This window comes from Vibrio sp. PID23_8 (assembly GCF_003584965.1).
GTDB lineage: Bacteria > Pseudomonadota > Gammaproteobacteria > Enterobacterales > Vibrionaceae > Vibrio.
This window is the reverse complement of the sequence record NZ_LIXE01000002.1, coordinates 41537-66532: the sequence shown is the minus strand read 5'-3', so window position 1 is coordinate 66532 and position 24996 is coordinate 41537. Positions and strand designations below refer to the sequence as shown.

Genomic DNA, 24996 nt, shown 5'->3' with positions numbered 1-24996 from the left:
CGCTACTCCTTATATGCTGATGGCTGATGAGCCGATTGAATAGCAGAGATGACCGCTTGTGCTTTGCCACGTGTTTCATCCGCTTCTGCCTGAGGATCAGAATCGAACACCACACCTGCACCCGCTTGAACTTGAGCAATGCCGTTTTCCACGTACGCGGAGCGGATCACGATACAAGTATCTAAGGTGCCTTCACCGGTTAGGTAACCCACCGCACCGCCATAACTGCCGCGACGAGCACCTTCTACATCACGAATCAATTGCATTGCGCGAATTTTCGGTGCACCTGTTAGGGTTCCCATGTTCATACATGCTTGGTACGCGTGCAGTGCGTCTAGGTCTTCACGTAGTTGGCCAACCACGCGTGAGACTAAGTGCATCACATGGCTGTAGCGATCCACTTTAAGTAGGTCTGCCACGTGGCGAGTGCCTGCTTGTGCGATGCGTGCAACGTCGTTGCGCGCGAGATCAACCAGCATCATGTGTTCTGCGTTTTCTTTCATGTCAGTACGCAGTTCAAGTTCGATGCGGCTATCTAGGTCGAAATCGATTTCACCATTCGCCCGTTTTCCACGCCGACGAGTGCCAGCAATTGGATAGATTTCAACTTGGTTGGTGTAGGTTTCGTACTTAAGTGCACTTTCTGGTGATGCTCCAAACAAAGTGAATAACTCATCTTGCATGTAGAACATGTAAGGGCTTGGGTTGCTTTGCTTAAGCTCTTTGTATGCTGCTAGTGGAGAAGGGCAAGGCAGAGTGAATCGACGCGAAGGTACGACTTGGAAAACATCACCTTTCACCACGTACTCTTTTAGGTCACGTACGATTTGACAGAAGTCTAGATCCGCAATATTAGGCTGAGCTTGAACATTCTCAAGTTGCGTCGCACTTGGTAGCAGTTTCGGAGCAATGCATAGCGTACTGATTTCTTCAATCCTCGCTTCGAGTGCTGATTTTTGAGAATTGTCCACAAACAAGGTTGCTTGTAAGTGACAAGATTCCGTTTGATGGTCAACGACTAACAGAGTTTCAGCAACGTAGAAAACGTAATCTGGGCATTGGTTTGTTGCTTCTGCATGACCAAGTGGTTCAAAGTTGGCGACTAAGTCGTAGGCAAACAAACCGCCAAGGAAAATCGCGTTTTTGTCTTGTTCAGAGATATCGAAGCTGTGTTGCACCAAACGAAGTGCATCGAATGACGACGCTTCACGAAGGCGAGAGTCTTCATCAAGCGTGTCACACGGTTGAGTGAATTTGAGTGTTAGTATCTTGCCATCGAATTCACTGGTCACGTCACCACGCACGTTGTGGCTTAGATGCGTAAGTAGGTTTTTGCCGTTACCTGTCAGGGCTTGCATGTTCACTGTGTGACCGTAGCAAACGATGCGCACTGCTGAGTCGACAATCAAAAGCGATTTAAGATCCTGCTTTGAGTCAATTTCAGCTGATTCCAGCAATAAGCTGTCCGTTTTGTTCTCGCATAAGGTGTGGAACAAGCGAGTCGGATCTTGAGTATAAGGGACGGAAGCCGATAGTACATTAAGCTGTCCAAGCTTTTGAATTTCAATGGTCTTATTCACAAGACCTCCTTATAACTGTTTACATCATCCTTTTACACATACTCACATAAAGCTGACTGACACCCAATCAAATCTTGTGCGGATTGAAAGGATAAAGTGACGAATGTGAGATAGACGACAAAATAAAAAAGCCCGCTGAAGTAGCGGGCTTTGTGACATGCGTTTTTCTACACTAGAAGTACACGTTGGCCCACCAAGAACTTGTCCAAGTGCGCCACCAAGCAAGATCAGTCGGATTCATCTGATTAGGATGTTCCAAAACTTTCGCTTTCTGCTTGTGGTTAAATTCTTGTAACATAGTGAGCCTTACATTAGGTACTTAGTATTTGCGTACTAGTTAACTAGTACATGGTTGGAAAGTCAACCCCAAAACAGGATTAAAACGACAAAAAAAGATGAGAATTGATTTACATAGCCACACTACTGCATCCGATGGTCGATTTGAACCGCAAGATCTGGTGGATAGGGCCCTGAGTTTTGATATCGAGGTTTTGGCGATCACGGATCATGATACGGTTGATGGCTTAGCTCCGGCCAAGCAATACGTTGAAGATAACCATCTCCCGATCACCATTATTAATGGTATCGAGATTTCGACCGTTTGGCAGAACAAAGATATCCATATCGTTGGTTTGAATATTGATCCTGAAAACGCGGCTTTGAATGCTCTTATCCAGCAGCAGAAACAGCATCGCGTTAGCCGTTCACAATTGATCGCAGATCGTTTACAAAAAGCTACGCGTGAAGGGGTGCTGGAAGAAGTTCAGCAAATTGCAGGAGATGCGCCAATCACACGTGCGCACTTTGCTAAGTGGCTGGTTGAGAATGGTTACGCCAAAAATATGCAAATGGTGTTTAAAAAATTTCTAACGCGTAATAACCCGGGGTATGTTCCACCAAATTGGTGTTCGATGAAAGACGCCGTTGATGCGATTCATGCTGCTGGGGGACAAGCCGTGCTCGCTCATCCTGGGCGTTATCAGCTAACGGCTAAATGGGTGAAACGAGTGTTAACGGCGTTTGTTGAAGCGGGCGGCGATGCGATGGAAGTGGCGCAACCTCAACAAGCGCAACAAGAAAGGCGCAACTTGGCTGATTATGCTATACAATACAAACTATTAGCTTCTCAAGGCAGCGACTTTCACTATCCGTCACCGTGGATGGAATTGGGAAGAAACCTCTGGTTACCCGCGGGCGTAGAACCAGTTTGGAAAGATTGGGGAATTGACCCTTCGTTCGATGTCAACCAAGACGACGAAGTCGAGACTCCATAATATAGAGCCGAGAGGCTCGATAATGAGGAATTACAATGAGCCAGTTTTTTTACGTTCATCCAGAAAACCCACAGGCTCGCTTGATCAATCAAGCAGTAGCAATCATTCGTAGCGGCGGTGTGGTCGTTTACCCAACGGATTCGGGTTACGCGTTAGGTTGTCAATTGGAGAACAAACAGGCGTTAGAACGTATCTGTCAAATCCGTCGATTAGATGACAAGCACAATTTTACTTTACTGTGCCGTGATTTGTCGGAAATTTCTCTGTATGCACGTGTCGACAACTCTGCATTCCGACTACTAAAAAATAATACGCCAGGGCCTTACACCTTTATCTTCAAAGGTACAAAAGAAGTACCGCGTCGTTTGATGAATGCAAAACGTAAGACGATCGGTATTCGTGTTCCAGATAACCGAATTGCATTGGACCTGCTTGAAGCCTTAGGTGAGCCAATGATGTCGACATCGCTAATCCTTCCTGGTAGCGATGTGACAGAGTCGGATCCAGAAGAGATCCGCGATAAACTTGAGCATGCCGTAGACGTTATTCTCAATGGTGGCTACCTTGGCGAGCAGCCGACTACCGTTATCGATTTCAGTGATGATGAACCAGTGGTAGTTCGTGTTGGCTCTGGTGATCCAGCGGCGTTTGAATAAAGTCGAAATGCCCATCAATAGCAAAGGAGGCCACGGAGCCTCCTTTTTGTTTTTTGCTTTTAGGGCGATTGGTTAGCTTAAGATGCATGCTCCGCACTAAATGAGCTTTGCTACGCAACTATTCATGTTAAGAGTGATTGGCGAGCATTATAAAGAAAACGATTAACGTATTATGATGCTTTATACGAGGAAAGGAGGGCGAGATTTGAGACGATTTTGTTTACTTTAAATTGGAGAATCTCGTATAATGACCGACCGAAAAAATCCCACTAACGTGGGTATATTGCATAGTGAAGGCCAATTTTGGTCTCGACGTCTGTGAAGACGACACATAGGTAGATAAATGAGCGAAAAGTTACAAAAAGTATTAGCACGTGCAGGCCACGGTTCTCGTCGTGAGATTGAATCGTTGATCAAATCTGGCCGCGTTAGCGTGAACGGCATGGTAGCTAAACTTGGTGAAAGACTAGAGGATGAGAACAGCGTAGTTCGTATCGATGGTCACGTTGTGTCTGCGAAGGCGCAAGAAGAAGTGATCTGTCGCGTATTGGCATACTACAAGCCAGAAGGTGAACTATGTACTCGTCACGACCCTGAAGGTCGTCGCACAGTTTTCGATCGTCTGCCAAAAATTCGTGGCTCTCGTTGGATCTCTGTAGGTCGTCTTGATGCAAACACATCAGGCCTGCTGCTGTTCACGACAGATGGTGAGTTGGCAAACCGCCTAATGCACCCAAGCCGTCAGGTTGAGCGTGAATACCTTGTTCGTGTTTTCGGCGAAGTGACAGAACAGAAAGTAAAGAATCTTGTTCGAGGCGTTGAGCTAGAAGATGGTATGGCTCGATTCGAAGATGTTGTATATGCGGGTGGTGAAGGTATGAACCACACGTTTTATGTCGCTATCAATGAAGGTCGTAACCGTGAAGTTCGTCGTCTATGGGAATCGCAAGATACGACAGTAAGCCGCCTTAAGCGTGTACGTTACGGTGATATTTATCTGGATAAGAAACTGCCTCGCGGTGGTTGGATGGAACTTGATCTTAAAGAAGTTAACTACCTACGTGAATTGGTAGAACTCCGTCCAGAGAAAGAAACGATGATTGATCTTGACAAAGACAACACATCACGTAAGCGCGAACGTGCGCGTAGCCAGAAAATTCGTCGTGCGGTTAAGCGTCACGAAGAGCGCGTTAATACACCTAAAGGTCGCAGCAACAACCCTTCTCGTCGTAAGCCGAAGAAGAACGCAGGTGACCAAGGCGCACGTAATAAACATCGTTAATCGATAGCAAAAAATCAGAAAGGCTTGCCCCATTGGCAAGCCTTTTTCTTAGCTGTCGTTCAGAGCTCTCGGGTTATCGTGTTTTCCATCACGCGTAACTTGCAGGCATAAAAAAACACCAGCGCGAGGCTGGTATTTTTAATTATGATGAGGAAAACGTTAGTCACGTTTCCAAAGCATATGGCAGAACTTATGTTCTGGGTCTCGACTGATTAGCATACGAGCAAAAACGTCATCAAGTACGTCATTTTCCTCGTTTACTAGGCCGATTCGAACTTCTGCATACACTTCTTTGTCGACTTCGAAGCCAACATGTTCAACCCAGTCATCACCAGTTTCAACAAGTTCTGCGGCACCGCGATCATCAAATTGAGCAGTAAACAGAATGACATCAGCAGGCTCAAGATTGTCTGGAGCCATCTCAAGGAAGATGTCGTACGCAGCGTCGATAACGTCGTCGTAAGAAATCAATTCTGACATGCTTATGCTCGGCTCATGTATTTACGTTCAGCCGTGTTGATAATCACACGGTCACCTGTCGCGATGTATTCTGGAACTTGGATAACAAGGCCAGATGCAAAACGAGCTGGTTTACTACGCGCAGATGCAGAGGCACCTTTGATTGACGGGTCAGTTTCTTCAATCACTAGCTCAACAGAAGATGGCAGTTCGATACCAACAGCAGAGCCGTTGATTAAGATAAGGTGAATACCTTGAGTATCTTCATTGATGAACAGAAGCTCATCTTCAATTTCGTTGTGCTTGAATGTGTATTGTGAGTAGTCTTCGTTATCCATGAAGATGTGCTCATCGCCGTCTGCGTATGAGTACACAACTGCACGTTTGTTCATTTCTACCGTTTCAACCACATCATCAGACTTGTAACGCTCTTCTACGCGAGCACCAGTGTTTAGATCTGTACAACGCATTTTGTAGATTTTAGCGCCGCCACGACCACCAGGAGTCGTTACTTCGATGTCTTTAACTAGAAGAGTTTTACCATTAGACTCGATTGCGAAGCCTTTTTTGATTTCACTTGCCTTTGGCATTGTATTTTCCTATTTACACTTATTAAGCAAAACTTTGTGATTATAGCGCCAAGTTGCTTTTCTGGCATCAAAATTCATCGTTGTTGTTTTGTCATGATAAAACACCTTAATAGGCTTGAATCGAAACCATGGCTGATGGATTATATTGACCATTGTCCGCTTAAATTTAGAGCTGCGTTTCTATCAATGTCTCTCCTTGTAATCGACCCAACACAACCTTTTCAACCTGAATTTGAACCGTTGATCCGAGATGTCCTGATGTGCCTTAAAGGTGGCTTAGGGGCTAACCTTCATAGCGTTTACATCTATGGCAGTGTGGCGCGAAAAAGCGCCATCGTAGGAAAGTCGAACCTTGATATGGTGCTGGTCACGAAGTCGACATTTGAAAGCAATCGCGCCACGTTATTAAATACCATCAAATGGCGTGCACAACAGGGACACCCTCAAGTGAAAGGGGTGTCGATTCGTACTGCTTTGGTGAATGAAGTTGCTAACCTTGACAGTATCTTTACTTGGGGCTTTATGCTGAAACATTGTTGCGTGTGTGTGTACGGTGATGACTTGGCGGACTGCTTTGGTGACTATGTCCCTAGTTGGGAGATCGCTAAGCACTGGAATATGGATGTAGAAGATTGGTTATCGGTATACCGAATCAAGATCGTTCAAGCACCAAGCATAGAAGAGCTAGTCAGTACCCAAATCGTGATTGCGAAGAAGCTGCTCAGAGCTTCTTATTCTCTGGTGATGTACCGTGACAAACGTTGGTTTGATGACCCAATGGAGTGCGGTGAAGTGTTTTTGAAATACCACCCAGAAAAACAACTCGAGATAGATCGTCTCGGCATTTTGCTTTCCGGACGCGCAATCCCAAAGCGCTCGGTGATTGGTTTGCTAGATAGCTTCGGTAACTGGTTAGTGCAGCAGTATCAGAAAACGGAATTTCGCATTGGTTAGCCGACAAGTTATTTGAGCCGCTTCTCTACTTTTATCAGCAAGAAGGTAAACTAGAACAATCCCATCTGAGGCGCTGATAACTGTTCAAAATCAGTACCAATGAACGGCAAAATCGCATCCGCCACAGGTTTCAACTGCTTATCTATGTAGTGTTGGTAATCGAGTGGGCTTCGGCAGTATTCATACGGCTCTGGTCCATTGACCGTAATGACATATTCGACTCTCCCCCGGTTTTGATACTGCAAAGGTCGACCTAGCTTGGCATTGATCTCATCTGCCAAGCGTGCGGCTCGGACTTGAGGGGGGATATTCTTTTGGTACTCATGCAGTTTGCGACGAAGCCGTTTTTGATACACCAACTGCGCGTTGAATTCGCCATTACTGGTTTTCTCGACCATTGTACGTACATAGTCACTGGGATCTTCGCCATGGAAGATCATTTTATATAAGGTGTTTTGGAAATTCTGTGCTAGTGGTGTCCAGTCGGTACGTGCACTTTCAAGACCCTTAAAGACGATACGCTCTTGTTCACCTTCACCAATTAATCCAGCATAGCGTTTTTTCGAACCGGTTTCGGCCCCTCGAATAGTAGGCATCAAGAATTTTCGATAATGGGTTTCGTATTCGATTTCGAGAATCGAGTTGAGATTGTATTCGCGGCGCAGGTATTCGTTCCACCAATGGTTGATGTGCTCGACCAACTCATTGCCGATTTTGTCGGCTTCGGCTTGGCTGTAGGTGCCATTAAGAGAGACAAAAGTCGAGTCTGTATCACCATAGATAACTTGGTAACCTTGTGCTTCAATTAGCACTTTGGTTTGCTTCATGATCTCATGTCCGCGCATGGTGATACTGGAAGCCAATCGAGTATCAAAAAAGCGACAACCAGAAGACCCTAACACGCCATAGAACGAGTTCATGATGATTTTTATGGCTTGTGAGAAGGCTTTTTCATTGTTCTTTTTTGCTACATCACGTGCCGCCCAGAGATTTTCGATCATCTTGGGTAAGAAGTGTTTAGTTCGATGAAACTGACCGCCTCGAAAGCCGGGAACAGATTGATTATCGAGCTTGCCAATTTCTTGTTGTAAGCCTTCAATTAACCCCAGAGGGTCGATTAAAAAAGAGCGGATAATCGAAGGGTATAGGCTCTTAAAGTCCAACACTAATACTGAGTCGTACAGATTTGGGATGGAGTCCATCACGTAACCACCAGGGCTGGCAATCCAGTTTTCTGGATGCAAGTTTGGTGCGACGTAACCTGCACGATGGATCTGTGGTAGATACAGGTTGGTAAATGCTGCCACAGAGCCCCCGACGCGATCCATTTCCACCCCCGTCAGTCGTGAGCGTTCAATCGCAAAGTCAAGTAGGTGAGTGTGGGCGAAGATTTTGTTAACCAATACACAATCTTGTAGGTTGTACTTGGCAAGAGAAGGCTTATCGCAGCGGTACATGCGATTGATTTCGTCCATGCGGTCATGGACGTTGTGGATTTCTTTTCCTTCTCCTAATAGCTCTTGAGAAACCGACTCTAATGACCAAGACCGAAAGTGATAGGTTGCTGTCTTTAAAGTATCGATGCCGTCGAGAACGACACGCCCGGGAATAGAAATGAAACCTTGTTGGTTTTGCGCTGAGCTACGGAAAAAGCTTGCTTGATCGGCTCGGCCTAATACCAATTTCATACTGTGCCATTCGGCGCGCCTATGCAGTAAGCGAAAGTCAAAGTCGATCACGTTCCAACCTACAATCACATCTGGGTCGAACTGTTTGAACCAAGAAATTAATGTTTCGAGTAACGCTTTTTCATCTTTTACCCACTGAATTGGTGTGTCAGCGGGTTCCGGTTCGCCAATCATGATCACGCGCGAGTCAATTGGACTGTCTAAACCAATCGAGTACAGAATGCCTTTTTCTGAGCATTCTAGATCGAGAGAGACCACATGCAGGTTCGGTTCGTACTCGCCACTGCGGCATTTGGCATTTTGAATGCGTTGAAAGCCATTGAGCGATCGTTGGTTACCTGTAAATTCGATACTTCCTTTGATGAAGCGCTCCATCAAGTATCGGTCTGCTAAGCGCACATCACCTTCAAAATGCACAATATCATTTTGGTTAAGTAAGTCTTGCAGCGCAAAGGCGTCTTTACTGGTCGGGGTATAACAAGCGGCAAGCGGTGTGAGTTCAAAGTTTTTGAGCGCTAGCGGGCGAACTTCAGCCATGATTGAGTTTGCCAGTGCGAGTCTTTTGGTGTGCTCGATGTGTTCTTGTGCGACAAAGAAAACCGGTTTTTCTCCTTGAATCAGTAGTTGAGTCGGCCCACTCTCCGTTGAAAGCCACAGTTCAATCTGAGTTTGGCCTTTGATGTCTCGAGCTTGTCGAGTGAGGAGGAACCCTTGTTGGATGTTCAAAGAGAGAAACCTTATAAATCGCAGCGGGCGTCTATTTTACCACTATGTACAGTAAAGGGCATCGGTAATGCGCGTGTACCTCGGCTTAAGCTAAACTTTAGTACCATTAGGATTTTGTTGTTTTTATTGTGCTCATGAAGTAGCCATTTAAACCGAGGATTGTGTTTTGCTGGGCAATCTGAAGCTTAGTTTCTTGATTTATAGCCGTTTATGTTGTTAATTAAGGCGATAATTAAAGTTGGTTCTGCATACCGCTCCTTCAGGTAATTGAGTGGTCTATGAATAAGTTCTTGCTAAAGTTTGCGTTTCAGCACATATTCAGAGAAAGCAATTTTTTGTCTAATACGTTAGTATATAGATACTCATACTGATATCCACATTTAACCATTGTTATGTGGGTGCAGAGCCAATACAAGTGTGGAGATACAAGTTTGATTAATGTTTTCCTTGTAGATGATCACGAGCTGGTTCGCACAGGGATACGACGTATTATTGAAGACGTCCGTGGAATGAACGTAGCAGGAGAAGCTGACAGCGGTGAAGAAGCAGTAAAATGGTGTCGAAGCAATCATGCCGATGTCGTTTTGATGGATATGAACATGCCAGGCATTGGCGGTTTAGAAGCCACAAAGAAAGTTCTTCGCGTGAATCCTGATGTAAAAATCATCGTTTTAACTGTTCATACGGAAAATCCGTTTCCAACGAAAGTGATGCAGGCAGGGGCTTCTGGTTATCTTACCAAAGGTGCAGGTCCTGACGAAATGGTGAATGCAATTCGTGTGGTTAATAGTGGGCAGCGTTACATCTCCCCAGAGATTGCGCAGCAGATGGCGCTGAGTCAATTCTCACCAGCCTCAGAAAACCCATTTAAAGACCTTTCTGAACGTGAACTGCAGATCATGATGATGATCACCAAAGGCCAGAAAGTAACGGATATTTCTGAACAACTGAATTTAAGTCCAAAAACAGTTAACAGCTACCGCTACCGCCTGTTTAGTAAGTTGGACATTAATGGCGATGTTGAGTTAACACACTTAGCGATTCGCCACGGAATGTTGGACGCCGAGACTCTTTAGTGTGAATCTTTCTTTCGATTCGGCTTCCTTTCTCAAAACAGTAACTCATCAGCCCGGCGTTTATCGAATGTATAACGCCGAGGCGGTGGTTATTTATGTTGGCAAAGCCAAAGATCTTCAAAAGCGCCTCTCGAGCTACTTCCGCAAAAAAGTGGACAGTGAGAAAACGCGCGCCCTCGTCAGTAATATTGCTAAAATTGATGTCACGGTGACCCACACCGAAACGGAAGCGCTCATTTTAGAGCACAACTACATTAAGCAATATCTCCCCAAATACAACGTACTTTTACGTGACGACAAATCCTATCCATATATTTTTATTAGTGGTCATAAACATCCGCGATTGTCTATGCATCGTGGGGCAAAAAAGCGTAAAGGGGAATATTTTGGACCGTATCCAGACTCGGGCGCAGTGCGTGAAACGTTACACCTTTTGCAAAAGATTTTTCCGGTCCGTCAGTGTGAGGATACGGTGTATTCAAATCGAACTCGACCATGTTTGATGTATCAAATTGGCCGTTGTTCCGGACCGTGTGTCAGCACCATTATTTCGGATCAAGAGTATGCCGAGTTGGTGGGTTTTGTTCGTTTGTTTCTGCAAGGAAAAGATAAGCAAGTTCTCGAACAACTGATTAAAAAGATGGAAAACGCAAGCCAGCAACTTCGATTTGAGGATGCCGCTAAGTTTCGAGATCAGATTCAAGCGATCCGACGCGTGCAAGAGCAGCAGTACGTATCGGAAGACAGTATGGATGATATGGATGTCTTAGGCTTTGCCCAAGAGAAGGGCGTGGCTTGTATTCATATTTTGATGATTCGCCAGGGCAAAGTGCTTGGTAGCCGTAGCCATTTTCCTAAGATTCCACACAATACCAGCCAGCAAGAAGTGTTCGATAGTTTCCTAACTCAATACTATTTGAGCCACAATGAAATGCGTACCATTCCTACTCGTATCATTTTGAATCAAGACTTAGGTGAAAATATCGCGCCAATACAACAGGCGCTGAGCGATGTAGCAGGGCGCAAGGTGCATTTCCATACATCACCTTCAGGTTCTCGTGGTCGTTACCTTAAACTCTCTAATACTAACGCTCTGACAGCAATCACGACTAAGATTAATCACAAGATGACGATTAACCAGCGCTTTAAAGCGTTACGGGAAGTGCTGGGTGTGGAATCTATCAGTCGTATGGAATGTTTCGATATCTCGCACACCATGGGTGAAAGTACCATCGCCTCTTGTGTGGTTTTCAACAGCGAAGGCCCGGTTAAACAGGAGTACCGTCGTTATAATATCACCGGCATTACCGGCGGTGACGATTATGCGGCTATGGGACAAGCACTGGAGCGTCGATACTCCAAGCAACTGGATGTGGAAAAAATTCCAGACATTATTTTCATTGATGGTGGTAAAGGGCAGTTGAACCGAGCACATGAGATCATCGCTAGACATTGGGGTGATTGGCCTAAGCGCCCAATTATGATTGGTATCGCCAAAGGTGTGACACGAAAGCCCGGTCTTGAAACCTTAATAACCGTAGATGGTGATGAGTTTAACTTGCCAAGCGATGCACCAGCACTACACCTCATTCAACACATCCGAGATGAGAGCCATAACCACGCCATTGCAGGCCACAGAGCCAAGCGAGGAAAAACGCGAAGAACCAGTGCGTTAGAAGAAATTGAAGGCGTAGGACCCAAACGTCGCCAAGCTTTGCTTAAATATATGGGGGGATTACAGGAGTTGAAGCGTGCAAGTGTCGAAGAAATCGCCAAAGTACCGGGAATTAGCCATTCTTTGGCAGAAATTATTTTTCAAGCATTGAAACAATAAGAAAAATCCCGCAACATTAACACGCAATGTGTAAGAGAATAATAAAATGCCTTTGAATATCCCGAACATTCTGTCTCTACTTAGACTGCTCTTAATCCCAGTTTTCGTGGTTGTCTTCTATCTACCTTACTCTTGGGCCCCGTTTACGGCAGCAATGGTCTTTTGGGTTGCGGGCTTTACCGATTGGTTAGATGGTATGTTAGCGCGCAAGTTAGGCCAAACCTCTCGCTTTGGTGCGTTTATTGATCCAGTTGCGGATAAGGTGCTTGTTGCGACGGCATTGATTCTAATCACCGAACATTATCATTCTATTTGGGTAACGATCCCCGCTGTGACCATGATTGCGCGTGAAATCATTATCTCCGCATTGCGTGAATGGATGGCTGAAATCGGTAAGCGTGCTAGTGTCGCGGTTTCTTGGGTCGGAAAAGTCAAAACCGTTTCACAAATGTTTGCACTTTGGGTTCTGATTTGGAGATACGATGATTGGATGGTTTGGCTAGGCTTTGGTGCACTGTACATCGCTACCTTCCTGACTTATTGGTCAATGGTTCAATACTTAGCGGCGGCAAAAGACGATCTACTCAATGAAGAAAATCATTAATCAGAATTTTCAATAAACACTTATAGAAAGCAGGCTCATCACCTGCTTTTTTATTTTTTGACTCATTATCTGAGCTAGGGGTAAGCAAAGCCTATCAGGGTGACAATAGAGTAAACATCAGCGCATAACAGCTAGAGGATTGTAGGGGTACTTATCTCGAGTGGAGGTTAAGTAACAAATGTGAACTAAATCTAGTTTTAGGCAATTACAACGTTTATGCATGACCAAACTAGGGGTTGTGTATCGTTGGGCTGGCGGTGAATGCTATAGTTCAGGATGTTCGGTAGTTCAAAATTCATGATAAACAAGTGTATTTTGGATTTTAACAGTATTAAAACTAAGCAATTTACCGTCTTTCGCATAATTTATAGTCAAACGATTCAAAAAATTAAAAATAGTGTTGACTCGTTCGTGTGAATCCGTAGAATGCACTCCGTACCCCAGAGAGCTTAGCTTGAAAGGGTGGTGAGTTAAGTTAACTTACTCACTACGAAGGCGCCTTGGCAGAGTGGCCATGCAGCGGATTGCAAATCCGTGGACCTCGGTTCGACTCCGGGAGGCGCCTCCATTTTGCGACACTAGCTCAGTTGGTAGAGCGCAACCTTGCCAAGGTTGAGGTCACGAGTTCGAACCTCGTGTGTCGCTCCAAATTAAAATGATATGGCATTAAGCGGTATCAGATGGTGTTTTACTTTTCTGTAAAGGCATCACAAAGAATATTTGTGTGCCCTGGTGGTGGAATTGGTAGACACAAGGGATTTAAAATCCCTCGACGTTCGCGTTGTGCCGGTTCAAGTCCGGCCCGGGGCACCATCTCAAAATCTGCGACACTAGCTCAGTTGGTAGAGCGCAACCTTGCCAAGGTTGAGGTCACGAGTTCGAACCTCGTGTGTCGCTCCAGATTTAAAGCCCAGCATTTATGTTGGGCTTTTTCATACCTGCAGTTCCTGAATTTCAATTTAAATGAGTATTTGATCGATCTTGATGGTTACAATCGCGGATAGCTTCGTTACAGACTTCAAACGTTCACTTTCTCAATGGACATTGAAGTAATCATCAGTTTACTTGGCTTGAATAGACAAAGAGCAGCGTAAAGCTGCTCTTTTTTATGTGTGAATGCCACCAATTAACTTTCTATGATGACTCGGGTGTCTTCACTGAGTGATTCAAGCTCATTCACCACATCATCAAGTTCAAGTTCACTTGGCAGTCTGATGGCCAGTTTTGCGCTGAATAAACTTGAGCTTATACCACCGCCGCCAGCGATGAATACGCGCTGACAGTCCATATCGAGGATAGAGATCCCTTGGCTATCAAGCACATGAGTGATCTCATTGACGATACCCGCCCGGTCATTGGCATCTAAGCGTAGCTGGAATATCGTTTCTTCACAGTGAGAGTGAGCGCCAGAGTCGACGAACTTCACTACTAGGGTTTGGCAAGCAGAAAACGCGTCTTTTACGGTGTCGACGTTTTCTTCAGGAAGCTCAATTTTGATCACGCCGGCGACTTGATCTTCAATGAAATTAACTTTACTTATCAACCATTTGCCACCATTTTCGTGTGTTACAGCTGCGAGCTGTTTGATGGTTGCAGGCGACGCCTGACCGACGAAATTTACGATAAATACAGTGTTCATAATGTCCCCTCATGGAGTAAGGTTTGGACGCGGCACGCATCTACGCAGCGCTTAAGCTATTGGAATAAGTCCTTTATTTCAGTGTAGGTGTTAGGAAGGGGTTATGTTTGATGAAGGTCAATTTTTCACAGTAATTCGTGAAGCAAATGATGAAAACAGTGTTCTGGGCACAAAAAAAGCAGCCAATTGGCTGCTTCTTTACATCACTTTCTAGAACGTGACCTTCATTTCAACACCGTAGAATTGGCGATCGAAACTTGCACCGGCATCCAGCGCGAATTTCGCAGCATCTTGATTACCAAACCAAGGTGATGAACTAAATTGCAGTTCTGCACTTCCGCCCCAAGCGTCAGTTACCCAGTGATGAATGTGGCCAACAGGGTTAAGGAAGAACAGTGATACATCTCCCATTGTCTCCGAACCCATAACTTCACCACCATCGGCGATGATTGCTTGCTCAGTGCTTAGCATCATTTCACCCACAACAGCACCAAAGAACGGCGTGATGAAGATGTCCTGCCAAGAAGGGACTTCTGCAAAAGCTTCTACGCCGTATTCCCAGAAGAACGTGGACATGGTTGCTGAATATAAGAATGACTCAAATTCGTTGTAGCCAGCATGGCGAGCCGCGGTGTAGTAAACCCCGCCAAAATATGGGTGCATAATGTAGTTAAGGAAGTGCTCGTCTCGATCCCAAACCGGACCCGCAGAAACGTTATCTTTCCACTTGCTGCCTAACTTGCTCATGTCGCGATCTTCTTCGTCCCACTTCGTGATGCTTTCTGGCAGAAAGGTCATCAAACCGACAGTGGCAACACTCAATCCTAGAATCGTGTAGGTTTGCCCCATTAAGTAATCCCAATCTTTGTCCTGCGGAACAATGAGATGTTTTGGTTGCATACCCGCATCAAGATTAAGAGAATCATCATTATTTTGTTCAAAAGCGACACGACGATTTTGAGATTCGAAGGTGTACAGCGTGGTCGTTTCGCAGTAACCTGACAGACAATCAGGCGTGTAAGAAAACTCGATGTGATTGCTCAGGTCGTACTGATTTGCGTTTGCCGCAGCGGACGCTGTTAGAACAAGACCACAGAGCGTTTTCTTGAACATGGATGATTTTGACACAGAGGTCTCCGAGTTGTTAGTTTGATGATCGAACTCTCAATTATCTCCTAAAAGAACAGCCATTTAAATACTTGTCCTTGATTTAATCTCAACAAATTCGCATGAGAAATGAGTTGAATAATAAGAAAGTGATATAGGCCCCTCTTTATTGAAAGACGTTGTGCTTATTTTTTGGAGTCAGTGGTGAAAATAGCAATGCTTAGTACCGGTGAAGAGATTCTTCACGGTGATATTGTTGATACAAATGCAGCTTGGCTATCGAGCGTGTTTTATCAACATGGATTTGGCTTAACCAAACGCTCGACGGTTGGTGATAAGTTATCGAGTTTGATTGAAGAGCTCTTAATGCTCAGCTTTAACAATGACGTTGTGATTGTTAACGGCGGTTTAGGGCCAACTACCGATGACATGAGCGCTGCCGCAGCAGCAAAAGCGGCAGAGTGTAAGTTGGTATTATTCAAACAGTGGCTTGAGCAATTGGAAGCCATCTACGCTCGACGTGGCATCCCAATGCCAGACAGCAATTTGAAGCAAGCCATGTTACCGGAAACGGCCGTGATTTTAGATAACCCGATCGGTACGGCTTGTGGCTTTAAGATGTTGATTAATGATGCACTGTTTTACTTCACGCCAGGTGTTCCTAGTGAGTTTAAGCTCATGGCAGAAACACAAATTCTGCCAGACTTGAAAAAACACTATCCAGAAGTGGAAAGTGCGACATGCAGCCGTTTTTACACTTTTGGTCTTTCTGAGTCGGGTATTTCAGATAAGTTGGATCAAATGAAGCTGCCGCAAGGTTATGAATTTGGCTACCGCTCTTATTTGCCATTTATTGAAGTAAAGCTGTTTGGGCCTTCGAATCAAATAGAACAACGCACGAAGTTGATGCAGATCATCCATAAGCACCTTGATGGTAATACCGTGAGTATCGATGTTCCGATGGTAGAGCATATTGGTCAGTTGCTGGTGGACAAGGCGCTTACGTTATCCGTGTCAGAGAAGAGCAGCGCAGGGTATTTAACCTACTGGCTCAATGGTAATGAAAATGCTGAAAGACAATTCGGCCACGGATGGGTGTTGTCTGGCCACAACCAGATGCTGATGGATGACGGCGATCCTCTTGCCGCTACGTTTGCTCTTGCAGGGGCAACGCGCGAGAAATGCGGAACAGACTTAGCGTTGGTTACCGGAAAAATTGAAGACGGCGTGTTTTCCGTTGCGCTTTCCACTTCAACTGGAGAGTGGAGCGTGTTGTACAAGTTATCGAGAAAGTACTCACGCGATGATCAGGTAAAGGTGATCAGTGCCGCAGCGCTTGATATGTTGCGACGCTATTTAGAGCGAAAACCAATGTTTGGTCACTATGCGTTTTTGGAAAAAATGAAAGAGATGTTCATCCCAAGCAGTGTACTTTGAGCCACTTGCCAATTGCAGATAATAAAAAGCCAAGGCAATTGTCTTGGCTTTTTTGTATTCTTCAGGTTGAATTTATGCGCGTTTTTCTTTCATCGCGTAGTTCACACCCCTTAGCGAAATATTGGATTTCGCTTTGCAAATACAAGGCAGAATTTCGTCTGGCTGAGTATAAGCCATGGCAAAACCAACATACTCCACTTCGCCCGATTCCAGCGAACAACGACAAGCACCGCAGTGACCATCACGACAGTTGTATTCAGGCAATAAGCCCGCTTGTTCCATTGTCTCCAAAATCGTATTGGAAGGATTGGACTCAATACTGACGAGTTTGTTGATTTTGATGGTTGGCATTACAGCTCAAATCCTTCGAAGTCGTTTGCGCTTACTTCGTTGTCAATCTGACCAACTAAGTAAGAAGAAATCTCCGCTTCTTGTGGTGCTACCTGAACGTTATCCGATGATAACCAAGCGTTGATCCATGGGATTGGGTTGCTTGTTGCACCAGGGTATGCGATAGGTAGACCAACGGCTTGCATACGAATGTTGGTGATGTATTCAACGTACTGGCTCAGGATGTCTTTGTTCAGACCGATCATTGAACCGTCTTTGAATAGGTACTCTGCCCACTCTTTCTCTTGCTCTGCCGCTTGTTTGAATAGGTCAAAACACTCTTGTTTTGCTTCTTCTGCGATTTGCATAAACGAGAAGTCATCTTGGCCGTTACGTAGCAAGTTGATCATGTGCTGTGTGCCGCTCAAGTGAAGGGCTTCGTCACGTGCAATTAGCTTGATGATTTTCGCGTTACCTTCCATTAACTCACGCTCAGCGAAAGCAAAAGAACAAGCAAAGCTCACGTAGAAGCGGATAGCTTCTAGCGCGTTAACAGACATCAGACACACGTACAGTTTCTTTTTCAGATCGTACAGGCTGACTTTGACCGTTTCACCGTTGATAACGTGGTTACCTTCGCCGTAACGGTGGTAATCGTTTGTCGCTTGGATCAAGTCATCGTAATAGTGAGCGATGTCTTTCGCGCGCTTAAGGATGTGTTCGTTCTCAACGATGTCGTCAAATACTATGCTTGGATCATTCACGATGTTACGAATGATGTGCGTGTATGAACGAGAGTGAATTGTTTCAGAGAAAGACCAAGTTTCAATCCACGTTTCTAGCTCAGGTAGAGATACCAGAGGAAGCAGTGCTACGTTCGGGCTGCGACCTTGGATTGAATCTAGAAGCGTTTGGTACTTCAAGTTTGAGATGAAGATGTGCTTCTCATGATCTGGCAACTTGTTGTAATCGATACGGTCACTCGATACGTCTACTTCTTCTGGACGCCAGAAGAAAGATAGTTGTTTTTCAATCAGTTTTTCGAAAATTTCAAATTTTTGCTGGTCGTAGCGAGCAACGTTTACAGATTGACCTAGGAACATTGGTTCCTTTAGTTGGTCGTTTTTATTCTGATTAAAAGTACTGTAAGCCATAATGCCTCAATTCCTTTTAGACCTCCCCAAAGAGGGGAGGGTCGATAGTCTGTTTTATGGATTGTTAGGGTGGGGAAGATTAGATCTTACAACCGCCGCCTGCACAATCGTCATCTTGTGGTTGAACTGCGTCTTTCTGGTCATCTTTCGCACCATCACGAGTGTTATGGTAGTAAAGCGTTTTCACACCGTACTTGTACGCCGTCAGCAGGTCTTGAAGCAGTTTCTTCATTGGAACCTTGCCACTCTCGTAACCTGATGGGTCGTAGTTTGTGTTAGCAGAAATCGCTTGGTCAATAAATTTCTGCATGATGCCTACAAGATGCAGGTAACCGTTGTTCGAACCAATATTCCAAAGCAGTTCATAGTTGTCTTTCAGTGCTGTGAACTCTGGTACAACTTGTTTAAGGATACCGTCTTTCGATGCTTTTACTGACACGTAACCACGTGGTGGCTCAATACCGTTTGTTGCGTTAGAGATCTGAGAAGATGTCTCAGATGGCATAAGCGCGGTGAGTGTTGAGTTACGCAGGCCGTGCTCAACGATTTCTTTGCGTAGGCTGTCCCAGTCGTAGTGCAGCGGTTCGTCACAAATCAGGTCAACATCTTTCTTATAAGTGTCGATTGGTAATAGGCCTTTGGCGTAGTTTGTCTCATGAAATGATGGACACTTACCTTGTTCTTTGGCTAGTGCTACCGATGCTTTCAATAGGTAGTATTGAATCGCTTCGAATGTTCGGTGCGTCAGGCCATTTGCACTGCCGTCAGAGTACTTCACGCCGTTCTTCGCTAGATAGTAAGCGTAGTTGATCACGCCAACACCAAGAGTTCGACGGTTCATTGTCGATTTGTACGCCGCTGGTAGTGGGTAATCTTGGTAATCAAGCAGGGCGTCAAGTGCGCGGACAACCAGTTCAGAAAGCTCTTCTAAATCATCCAGTGACTTAATTGCACCAAGGTTGAACGCAGAAAGCGTACATAGCGCAATTTCACCTGAATCGTCTTCAACGTTCGTCAGTGGCTTAGTTGGCAGTGCAATTTCTAAACATAGGTTAGATTGGCGAACCGGCGCGACTTCAGAGTCAAACGGGCTGTGAGTGTTACAGTGGTCCACGTTCTGAATGTAGATACGACCAGTTGATGCACGCTCTTGCATTAGCAGCGTGAACATTTCGATTGCTTTAACCGTTTCTTTCTTGATTGAAGGATCGTTCTCATACTGAACGTATAGACGCTCAAATCGCTCTTGGTTCTCGAAGAATGCGTCGTATAGACCTGGTACGTCGGATGGTGAAAATAGCGTAATGTTGCCACCTTCTACCAAGCGTTGGTACATTAATTTGTTCAACTGAACGCCGTAGTCCATGTGACGAACGCGGTTCTCTTCAACACCACGGTTGTTCTTAAGCACCATCAGTGAGCGAGCTTCACCGTGCCATAATGGGTAGAACACCGTCGCTGCACCGCCACGAACACCACCTTGAGAACAACATTTTACTGCAGTCTGGAAGTATTTGTAGAACGGAATACAACCCGTGTGGAATGCTTCACCACCGCGGATTTCAGAACCTAGTGCACGGATACGACCGGCGTTGATACCGATACCCGCGCGTTGAGATACGTAGCGAACGATCGAGCTTGCTGTCGCATTGATTGAATCAAGGCTGTCACCACACTCGATCAGTACGCATGAGCTGAACTGACGAGTAGGCGTACGTACACCAGACATAATTGGTGTAGGTAGAGAAATCTTAAATGTTGATGTCGCGTCATAGAATCGCTTGATGTACTCAAGACGTGACTCTTTAGGGTATTTTGCGAACAGGCAAGCAGCCACAAGAATGTAAAGGAACTGAGCGCTCTCGTAGATTGCCCCAGAAACACGGTTCTGAACGAAGTACTTACCTTCTAGCTGTTTTACTGCCGCATAAGAGAAATCAAGGTCGCGCTTGTGGTCAATGTACGCATCAAGCTCGTCTAATTCTTCTTTGGTAAAATCTTCCAGAATGTGGCTATCGTACTTACCCATTTCAACAAGACGAGACACGTGATCATACAGCGCTGGTGGCTCATATTGGCCGTACGCTTTTTTACGTAGGTGGAACACCGCTAGGCGTGCAGCTAGGTACTGGTAGTCTGGTGTATCTTCAGAGATCAAATCCGCAGCAGACTTAATCATTGTCTCGTGGATGTCGGACGTGGTGATGCCTTCGTAAAACTGGATGTGCGCACGCAGTTCAACCTGAGAGACAGAAACGTTGTTCAAACCTTCGGCTGCCCATGTGATGACGCGGTGAATTTTTTCCAGATCGATACTTTCTTTGCGGCCATCACGCTTAGTGACGGTAAGTTTTTGGTTCATTCTGCTTTATTTCCCTAAGAAAACTGATAAAAGCCGTATTTTTGTTGGTTTATGTGCAAAACTTGTAAAATTTGCGGCGGCTTTGTGATCAAAGTCTATCTACATATTGTAGCTGAAACACAAGATGTAGGGGTTAAATTGTTTTCGGGTTACAAGATAGTGCTATTAACCTAAATTATCAAGGAACAGGTTTGGGATGACTTGTGGATAACTAGCGAAAAGAAAAAAATCAGTAAGTGTGCACTAACCGATGAGGAAAGGTCGGACTTGAATGGGAAAAAAAACGGTTTTGAGATCGGTTTATAAATAACCGCACGTAAAAATATTTTCCTTGATCTTTGATAATTTTTATTAGCGAAAAAAGTGAAAATGAAATGCGAATTTAAAGGATGGCTCACTGTAAATAAACGTTAAAAAGCGGTGGCCTTTAACCACCGCTTTTTCATTTTGTGTCGATATTGTTATCTACTGCAAGCCATTCCGTTTAGTACTTTGTCGTATGCACAATGTAGTTTACACCCACATTGTGCCCGAGCTTGTAGCTGTCATTAAGTGGGTTGTAATGCAACCCAGTAATGCCTATCTCTGTCAGGTCGGTTTGGTCAATCATTTTCATCATTTCAGCGGGTCTGATGAACTTTTCATGATCGTGTGTCCCTTCAGGGACAATCTTGAGCAGTTTTTCTGCACCGACAATCGCGAATAGGTAAGATTTCACGTTGCGGTTCAAAGTAGAAAAGAAGACGTGACCGCCAGGTTTGACTAATGCGGCACAAGATAGAATCACAGAGAGTGGGTCAGGGACGTGTTCTAACATTTCCATACACGTGACCACATCATAAGTCCCCGCGTTTTCTGCCGCATGGTCTTCAATGGTGCTGCGAATATAAGTAAGTTTTGTACCTGTCTCTAGGGCATGCAAACGAGCGACTTCTAGTGGTTCTTTACCCATATCTAAACCAGTAACGATAGCGCCTTCTTTCGCCATGCTCTCCGCCAAGATGCCGCCGCCACAGCCGACATCAAGAACTGTTTTGCCAAATAGACCATTGGCTTTATCTAGGACGTAGTTCAAGCGAAGCGGATTGATTTGATGAAGTGGTTTGAACTCGCCTTCTAAATCCCACCAACGAGAAGCCATCTCTTCGAATTTCTTAATTTCACTAGGGTCGACGTTTTGTGCTTTAGTCATGATAGTTATATCGCTTCGCTAATAGTCCTTTGGAATGCGGGATTATACTCCAATGGTACGATACGTTAAAACAGCTTCTTTTCTTACCATTACAGTAAGCAGCATTTTTGCCGCAGATTGGTGGAAATGTAGTCAGTTATCAGAAAGATATGGGATGAGTGTGCAAATTCTCTTCATTTGATGCTTAACCGAGCTCACAACCTGATAAAAGGAGAGGGAAAGTGATGCCCCACTGATGAATTGTGTGTTATATTTTTGCACCTTACACGTATCGTAATTACGATCAGATAATAGAGGGATAATGGCTCTATGAGCGATTTAGCTAAAGAGATCACGCCCGTAAACATTGAAGATGAGCTTAGAGGTTCATATCTAGACTACGCGATGTCTGTAATCGTGGGTCGTGCTCTTCCAGATGTGCGTGATGGCCTAAAACCAGTACACCGCCGCGTATTATTCGCGATGAACGTACTAGGCAACGATTGGAACAAACCATATAAAAAATCAGCCCGTGTTGTCGGCGACGTAATCGGTAAATATCACCCACACGGTGATAGCGCTGTGTACGACACAATCGTACGTATGGCTCAGCCGTTCTCACTGCGTTACATGTTGGTCGATGGCCAAGGTAACTTTGGCTCGATCGATGGCGACTCTGCTGCGGCAATGCGTTATACCGAAGTACGTATGGCGAAAATCGCCCACGAACTTCTGGCTGACCTAGATAAAGAAACCGTAGACTATGTACCTAACTATGATGGTACTGAGCAGATCCCGGCGGTTCTTCCTACTAAAATTCCTAACCTACTGGTAAACGGCTCTTCTGGTATCGCGGTAGGTATGGCAACCAACATCCCGCCACATAACCTTGGCGAAGTGATCGATGGCTGTCTTGCATACATCAATAATGAAGCAATCACTATTGATGAGCTGATGGATTACATTCCTGGTCCTGATTTCCCAACAGCGGCGCTTATCAGCGGTCGTAAAGGCATTGTAGACGCGTACAAAACGGGTCGCGGCAAAATCTACATGCGTTCTAAAGCGGAAATTGAAGTGGAGAAAAATGGTAAAGAAACCATCATCGTCACTGAAATCCCATACCAGGTGAACAAAGCTCGCTTGATTGAGAAGATCGCTGAGCTTGTTAAAGATAAGAAAGTAGAAGGCATCAGTGCGCTACGTGACGAGTCTGATAAAGACGGTATGCGTATCGTGATTGAATGTAAGCGCGATGCAGTGGGCGAAGTGGTTTTAAACAACCTTTACGCACAAACTCAGCTGCAAACGACTTTCGGTATCAACATGGTTGCGCTAGACAATGGCCAACCTAAGCTATTCAACCTGAAAGAGATGTTGAAGTGCTTCGTTGACCACCGTCGTGAAGTGGTGACTCGTCGTACTATCTTCGAACTACGTAAAGCACGTGAGCGGGCGCACATCCTTGAAGCACTGTCGCTTGCGCTTGCAAACATTGATGAAGTTATTGAGCTAATCAAAAACGCACCAACACCAGCAGAAGCAAAAGTTGGCTTGGTATCGCGTGGTTGGGATCTTGGTAACGTTGCATCAATGCTTGAGCGTGCAGGTACTGATGCCGCTCGTCCTGAATGGCTAGAAGATCAATACGGTATCCGTGATGGTCAGTACTACCTAACCGAAACTCAAGCACAAGCGATTCTAGAACTTCGCCTACACCGTTTAACGGGTCTAGAGCATGAGAAGATTCTTGATGAATACAAAGCACTTCTCGATGAAATCGCTGAGCTAATGCACATTCTTGCAAGTACTGAGCGTTTGATGGAAGTCATTCGCGAAGAGCTAGAAACGGTGCGTGATGCGTTTGGTGACGTTCGTCGTACTGAAATTACAGCGGCTAGCCATGACATCGACCTCGAAGAACTGATTGCTCGTGAAGATGTTGTTGTAACGCTGTCTCACGAAGGTTACGTTAAGTACCAACTACTAAGCGACTACGAAGCTCAGCGTCGTGGTGGTAAAGGTAAGAGTGCAACTAAGATGAAAGAAGAGGATTACATCGAGCGTCTGCTTGTTGCCAATACTCACGATAACATCTTGTGTTTCTCTACTCGTGGTAAGACGTACCGCTTGAAAGTTTATCAATTGCCACAGGCGAGTCGCACTGCTCGTGGTAAGCCAATTGTAAACATCTTACCTCTTGAAGACGGCGAGCGCATCACTGCTATTCTGCCGGTTTCTGAGTTTAGCGCGGATAAGTTCATCTTTATGGCAACTGGCGATGGTACCGTTAAGAAGACTTCGCTTGATCAGTTTGCGAACGTACGTTCAAACGGCCTAATAGCAGTGAACCTACGTGATGATGACTCCCTAATCGGTGTTGATATCACAACGGGTAACAGCGATATTATGTTGTTCTCTAAAGCTGGTAAAGTCGTTCGCTTTAGCGAAGACAAAGTCCGTGCAATGGGCCGTACCGCATCTGGTGTTCGCGGTATGAAACTAGCAGATGACGACCAAGTAGTGTCTCTGATCGTTCCTTCAAACGAAGGCGATATTCTGACTGTTACACAGAACGGCTATGGTAAACGTACCGAGCTGGCTGAGTACCCAATTAAAGGTCGTGCAACTCAAGGCGTTGTGTCTATCAAAGTTTCTGAGCGTAACGGTCCGGTAGTGGGCGCGGTTCAAGTAGAAGAAGGCGACGAGATGATGATGATCACCGACGCTGGTACTCTAGTCCGTACACGTGTTGCGGAAGTGAGCCAAGTCGGTCGTAATACCCAAGGTGTGACGCTAATCCGCACCGCCACTGACGAGTCTGTCGTTGGTCTACAACGTATCGATGAAGTTGAAGAAGTCGAATTGTCAGAAGGCGAGGAAGCTGAAGTGAATGCAGAGGGGCAAGCACCTGAAGCGCCTTCAGCAGACGACGCACCGAAAGGTACTGAAGAAGAGTAATTAATTCTTCTTTTTAATCAATAAATTAAGAAGCCGAGCAATATGCTCGGCTTCTTTGTATCGTTACTCGTCCGGATGGGAAAATTCTCAAAACACGACCACATGTAAGGCA

At 45.2% G+C, this 24996-nt stretch carries 20 protein-coding genes, 4 tRNA genes and 1 other annotated feature; of the genes, 13 read left to right on the top strand and 11 right to left on the bottom strand.

The annotated features are described in order from the left end of the window. Nucleotides 1-2: 2 nt before the first annotated feature. Nucleotides 3-1580, bottom strand: coding sequence for an anthranilate synthase component 1 (locus AK966_RS04130; RefSeq protein ID WP_099080992.1), 1578 nt, complete (start codon nt 1578-1580; stop codon nt 3-5). A gap of 122 nt (nt 1581-1702) precedes the next feature. Then, nucleotides 1703-1806 (bottom strand) — a sequence feature (Trp leader region). After that, the gene (locus tag AK966_RS04125) at nt 1753-1878 is read right to left on the bottom strand and encodes a Trp operon leader peptide (RefSeq protein WP_099080993.1); all 126 of its coding nucleotides are present in this window, start codon (nt 1876-1878) and stop codon (nt 1753-1755) included. Its footprint overlaps the feature before it by 54 nt. A gap of 97 nt (nt 1879-1975) precedes the next feature. Between AK966_RS04125 and rnm the strand changes: the two genes are divergently transcribed. The 3 genes from rnm (at nt 1976) to rluB (ending at nt 4792) form a co-directional block, all read left to right on the top strand. Then, a complete protein-coding gene (gene rnm / locus AK966_RS04120; RefSeq protein WP_099080994.1) occupies nt 1976-2854 on the top strand; it encodes an RNase RNM in 879 nt (292 codons plus the stop codon). Between the two features lie 35 nt (nt 2855-2889). Further along, nucleotides 2890-3510 carry an L-threonylcarbamoyladenylate synthase gene (locus tag AK966_RS04115; protein WP_099080995.1) on the top strand — a complete coding sequence of 207 codons (621 nt, stop codon included), beginning with the start codon at nt 2890-2892 and terminating at the stop codon, nt 3508-3510. A gap of 343 nt (nt 3511-3853) precedes the next feature. After that, complete coding sequence (gene rluB, locus AK966_RS04110) at nt 3854-4792, top strand: 23S rRNA pseudouridine(2605) synthase RluB (protein ID WP_099080996.1); 939 nt, start codon at nt 3854-3856, stop codon at nt 4790-4792. A gap of 159 nt (nt 4793-4951) precedes the next feature. Here the strand turns inward: rluB and AK966_RS04105 are convergent, their stop codons facing one another. Beyond that, the gene (locus AK966_RS04105; protein WP_099080997.1) at nt 4952-5272 is read right to left on the bottom strand and encodes an HI1450 family dsDNA-mimic protein; all 321 of its coding nucleotides are present in this window, start codon (nt 5270-5272) and stop codon (nt 4952-4954) included. Nucleotides 5273-5274: 2 nt separating this feature from the next. Beyond that, on the bottom strand, nt 5275-5841 hold the full coding sequence (yeiP, locus tag AK966_RS04100) for an elongation factor P-like protein YeiP (RefSeq protein WP_099080998.1): 567 nt from the start codon (nt 5839-5841) through the stop codon (nt 5275-5277). 186 nt (nt 5842-6027) lie between these two features. Between yeiP and AK966_RS04095 the strand changes: the two genes are divergently transcribed. Then, complete coding sequence (locus tag AK966_RS04095) at nt 6028-6795, top strand: nucleotidyltransferase (protein ID WP_099080999.1); 768 nt, start codon at nt 6028-6030, stop codon at nt 6793-6795. 50 nt (nt 6796-6845) lie between these two features. On the opposite strand, the gene AK966_RS04090 is transcribed toward AK966_RS04095, so the two are convergent. Continuing rightward, entirely contained in the window at nt 6846-9209 is a 2364-nt protein-coding gene (locus AK966_RS04090) for a DNA polymerase II (RefSeq protein WP_119463583.1), read from the bottom strand. 431 nt (nt 9210-9640) lie between these two features. On the opposite strand from AK966_RS04090, the gene uvrY reads away from it, so the two are divergent. The 7 genes from uvrY (at nt 9641) to AK966_RS04055 (ending at nt 13623) form a co-directional block, all read left to right on the top strand. After that, the gene (gene uvrY / locus AK966_RS04085) at nt 9641-10285 is read left to right on the top strand and encodes a UvrY/SirA/GacA family response regulator transcription factor (protein ID WP_099081005.1); all 645 of its coding nucleotides are present in this window, start codon (nt 9641-9643) and stop codon (nt 10283-10285) included. Nucleotide 10286: 1 nt separating this feature from the next. Continuing rightward, nucleotides 10287-12119, top strand: a complete 1833-nt coding sequence (uvrC, locus tag AK966_RS04080) for an excinuclease ABC subunit UvrC (protein WP_099081001.1) — start codon at nt 10287-10289, stop codon at nt 12117-12119. A gap of 46 nt (nt 12120-12165) precedes the next feature. Further along, complete coding sequence (gene pgsA / locus AK966_RS04075; RefSeq protein ID WP_099081002.1) at nt 12166-12723, top strand: CDP-diacylglycerol--glycerol-3-phosphate 3-phosphatidyltransferase; 558 nt, start codon at nt 12166-12168, stop codon at nt 12721-12723. 494 nt (nt 12724-13217) lie between these two features. After that, nucleotides 13218-13291 (top strand) — tRNA-Cys (locus AK966_RS04070). 4 nt (nt 13292-13295) lie between these two features. Continuing rightward, nucleotides 13296-13371 (top strand) — tRNA-Gly (locus AK966_RS04065). 78 nt (nt 13372-13449) lie between these two features. Continuing rightward, a tRNA-Leu gene (locus tag AK966_RS04060) sits at nt 13450-13536 on the top strand. A gap of 11 nt (nt 13537-13547) precedes the next feature. Beyond that, nucleotides 13548-13623 (top strand) — tRNA-Gly (locus AK966_RS04055). Between the two features lie 226 nt (nt 13624-13849). On the opposite strand, the gene AK966_RS04050 is transcribed toward AK966_RS04055, so the two are convergent. Continuing rightward, nucleotides 13850-14362, bottom strand: a complete 513-nt coding sequence (locus AK966_RS04050) for a glycine cleavage system protein R (protein ID WP_099081003.1) — start codon at nt 14360-14362, stop codon at nt 13850-13852. Nucleotides 14363-14572: 210 nt separating this feature from the next. Beyond that, the gene (locus tag AK966_RS04045; RefSeq protein WP_099080841.1) at nt 14573-15475 is read right to left on the bottom strand and encodes a DUF3943 domain-containing protein; all 903 of its coding nucleotides are present in this window, start codon (nt 15473-15475) and stop codon (nt 14573-14575) included. A gap of 198 nt (nt 15476-15673) precedes the next feature. On the opposite strand from AK966_RS04045, the gene AK966_RS04040 reads away from it, so the two are divergent. Beyond that, nucleotides 15674-16906, top strand: a complete 1233-nt coding sequence (locus tag AK966_RS04040) for a CinA family nicotinamide mononucleotide deamidase-related protein (protein WP_119463582.1) — start codon at nt 15674-15676, stop codon at nt 16904-16906. Between the two features lie 72 nt (nt 16907-16978). Here AK966_RS04040 and yfaE read toward each other — a convergent pair whose 3' ends face one another. From yfaE to ubiG, 4 genes are all read right to left on the bottom strand, one after another. Continuing rightward, nucleotides 16979-17257, bottom strand: coding sequence for a class I ribonucleotide reductase maintenance protein YfaE (gene yfaE, locus AK966_RS04035; RefSeq protein ID WP_099080843.1), 279 nt, complete (start codon nt 17255-17257; stop codon nt 16979-16981). Next, nucleotides 17257-18390: a class Ia ribonucleoside-diphosphate reductase subunit beta gene (gene nrdB, locus AK966_RS04030; RefSeq protein ID WP_099080844.1), complete on the bottom strand. Its 1134-nt coding sequence runs from the start codon at nt 18388-18390 to the stop codon at nt 17257-17259. The genes yfaE and nrdB overlap by 1 nt, the downstream gene beginning before the upstream one ends. 79 nt (nt 18391-18469) lie before the next feature. Further along, nucleotides 18470-20752 carry a class 1a ribonucleoside-diphosphate reductase subunit alpha gene (nrdA, locus tag AK966_RS04025; RefSeq protein ID WP_119463581.1) on the bottom strand — a complete coding sequence of 761 codons (2283 nt, stop codon included), beginning with the start codon at nt 20750-20752 and terminating at the stop codon, nt 18470-18472. A 484-nt stretch (nt 20753-21236) separates the two neighbouring features. Beyond that, nucleotides 21237-21944 (bottom strand): bifunctional 2-polyprenyl-6-hydroxyphenol methylase/3-demethylubiquinol 3-O-methyltransferase UbiG, encoded by a 708-nt coding sequence (gene ubiG, locus AK966_RS04015; protein ID WP_119463580.1) that lies wholly within the window; start codon nt 21942-21944, stop codon nt 21237-21239. A gap of 309 nt (nt 21945-22253) precedes the next feature. On the opposite strand from ubiG, the gene gyrA reads away from it, so the two are divergent. After that, entirely contained in the window at nt 22254-24884 is a 2631-nt protein-coding gene (gene gyrA, locus AK966_RS04010; RefSeq protein WP_119463579.1) for a DNA topoisomerase (ATP-hydrolyzing) subunit A, read from the top strand. Nucleotides 24885-24996: the final 112 nt, after the last annotated feature.

What these genes read in the sequence shown, in the direction of transcription:
- rluB (WP_099080996.1), top strand. Translation starts at nt 3,854, where the DNA reads ATGAGCGAAAAGTTACAAAAAGTATTAGCACGTGCAGGCCACGGTTCT.
- rnm (WP_099080994.1), top strand. Translation starts at nt 1,976, where the DNA reads ATGAGAATTGATTTACATAGCCACACTACTGCATCCGATGGTCGATTT.
- ubiG (WP_119463580.1), bottom strand. Translation starts at nt 21,944, where the DNA reads ATGACTAAAGCACAAAACGTCGACCCTAGTGAAATTAAGAAATTCGAA.
- AK966_RS04095 (WP_099080999.1), top strand. Translation starts at nt 6,028, where the DNA reads ATGTCTCTCCTTGTAATCGACCCAACACAACCTTTTCAACCTGAATTT.
- pgsA (WP_099081002.1), top strand. Translation starts at nt 12,166, where the DNA reads ATGCCTTTGAATATCCCGAACATTCTGTCTCTACTTAGACTGCTCTTA.
- yfaE (WP_099080843.1), bottom strand. Translation starts at nt 17,257, where the DNA reads ATGCCAACCATCAAAATCAACAAACTCGTCAGTATTGAGTCCAATCCT.
- yeiP (WP_099080998.1), bottom strand. Translation starts at nt 5,841, where the DNA reads ATGCCAAAGGCAAGTGAAATCAAAAAAGGCTTCGCAATCGAGTCTAAT.
- AK966_RS04050 (WP_099081003.1), bottom strand. Translation starts at nt 14,362, where the DNA reads ATGAACACTGTATTTATCGTAAATTTCGTCGGTCAGGCGTCGCCTGCA.
- AK966_RS04115 (WP_099080995.1), top strand. Translation starts at nt 2,890, where the DNA reads ATGAGCCAGTTTTTTTACGTTCATCCAGAAAACCCACAGGCTCGCTTG.
- gyrA (WP_119463579.1), top strand. Translation starts at nt 22,254, where the DNA reads ATGAGCGATTTAGCTAAAGAGATCACGCCCGTAAACATTGAAGATGAG.
- AK966_RS04125 (WP_099080993.1), bottom strand. Translation starts at nt 1,878, where the DNA reads ATGTTACAAGAATTTAACCACAAGCAGAAAGCGAAAGTTTTGGAACAT.
- nrdB (WP_099080844.1), bottom strand. Translation starts at nt 18,390, where the DNA reads ATGGCTTACAGTACTTTTAATCAGAATAAAAACGACCAACTAAAGGAA.
- AK966_RS04045 (WP_099080841.1), bottom strand. Translation starts at nt 15,475, where the DNA reads ATGTTCAAGAAAACGCTCTGTGGTCTTGTTCTAACAGCGTCCGCTGCG.
- AK966_RS04105 (WP_099080997.1), bottom strand. Translation starts at nt 5,272, where the DNA reads ATGTCAGAATTGATTTCTTACGACGACGTTATCGACGCTGCGTACGAC.
- nrdA (WP_119463581.1), bottom strand. Translation starts at nt 20,752, where the DNA reads ATGAACCAAAAACTTACCGTCACTAAGCGTGATGGCCGCAAAGAAAGT.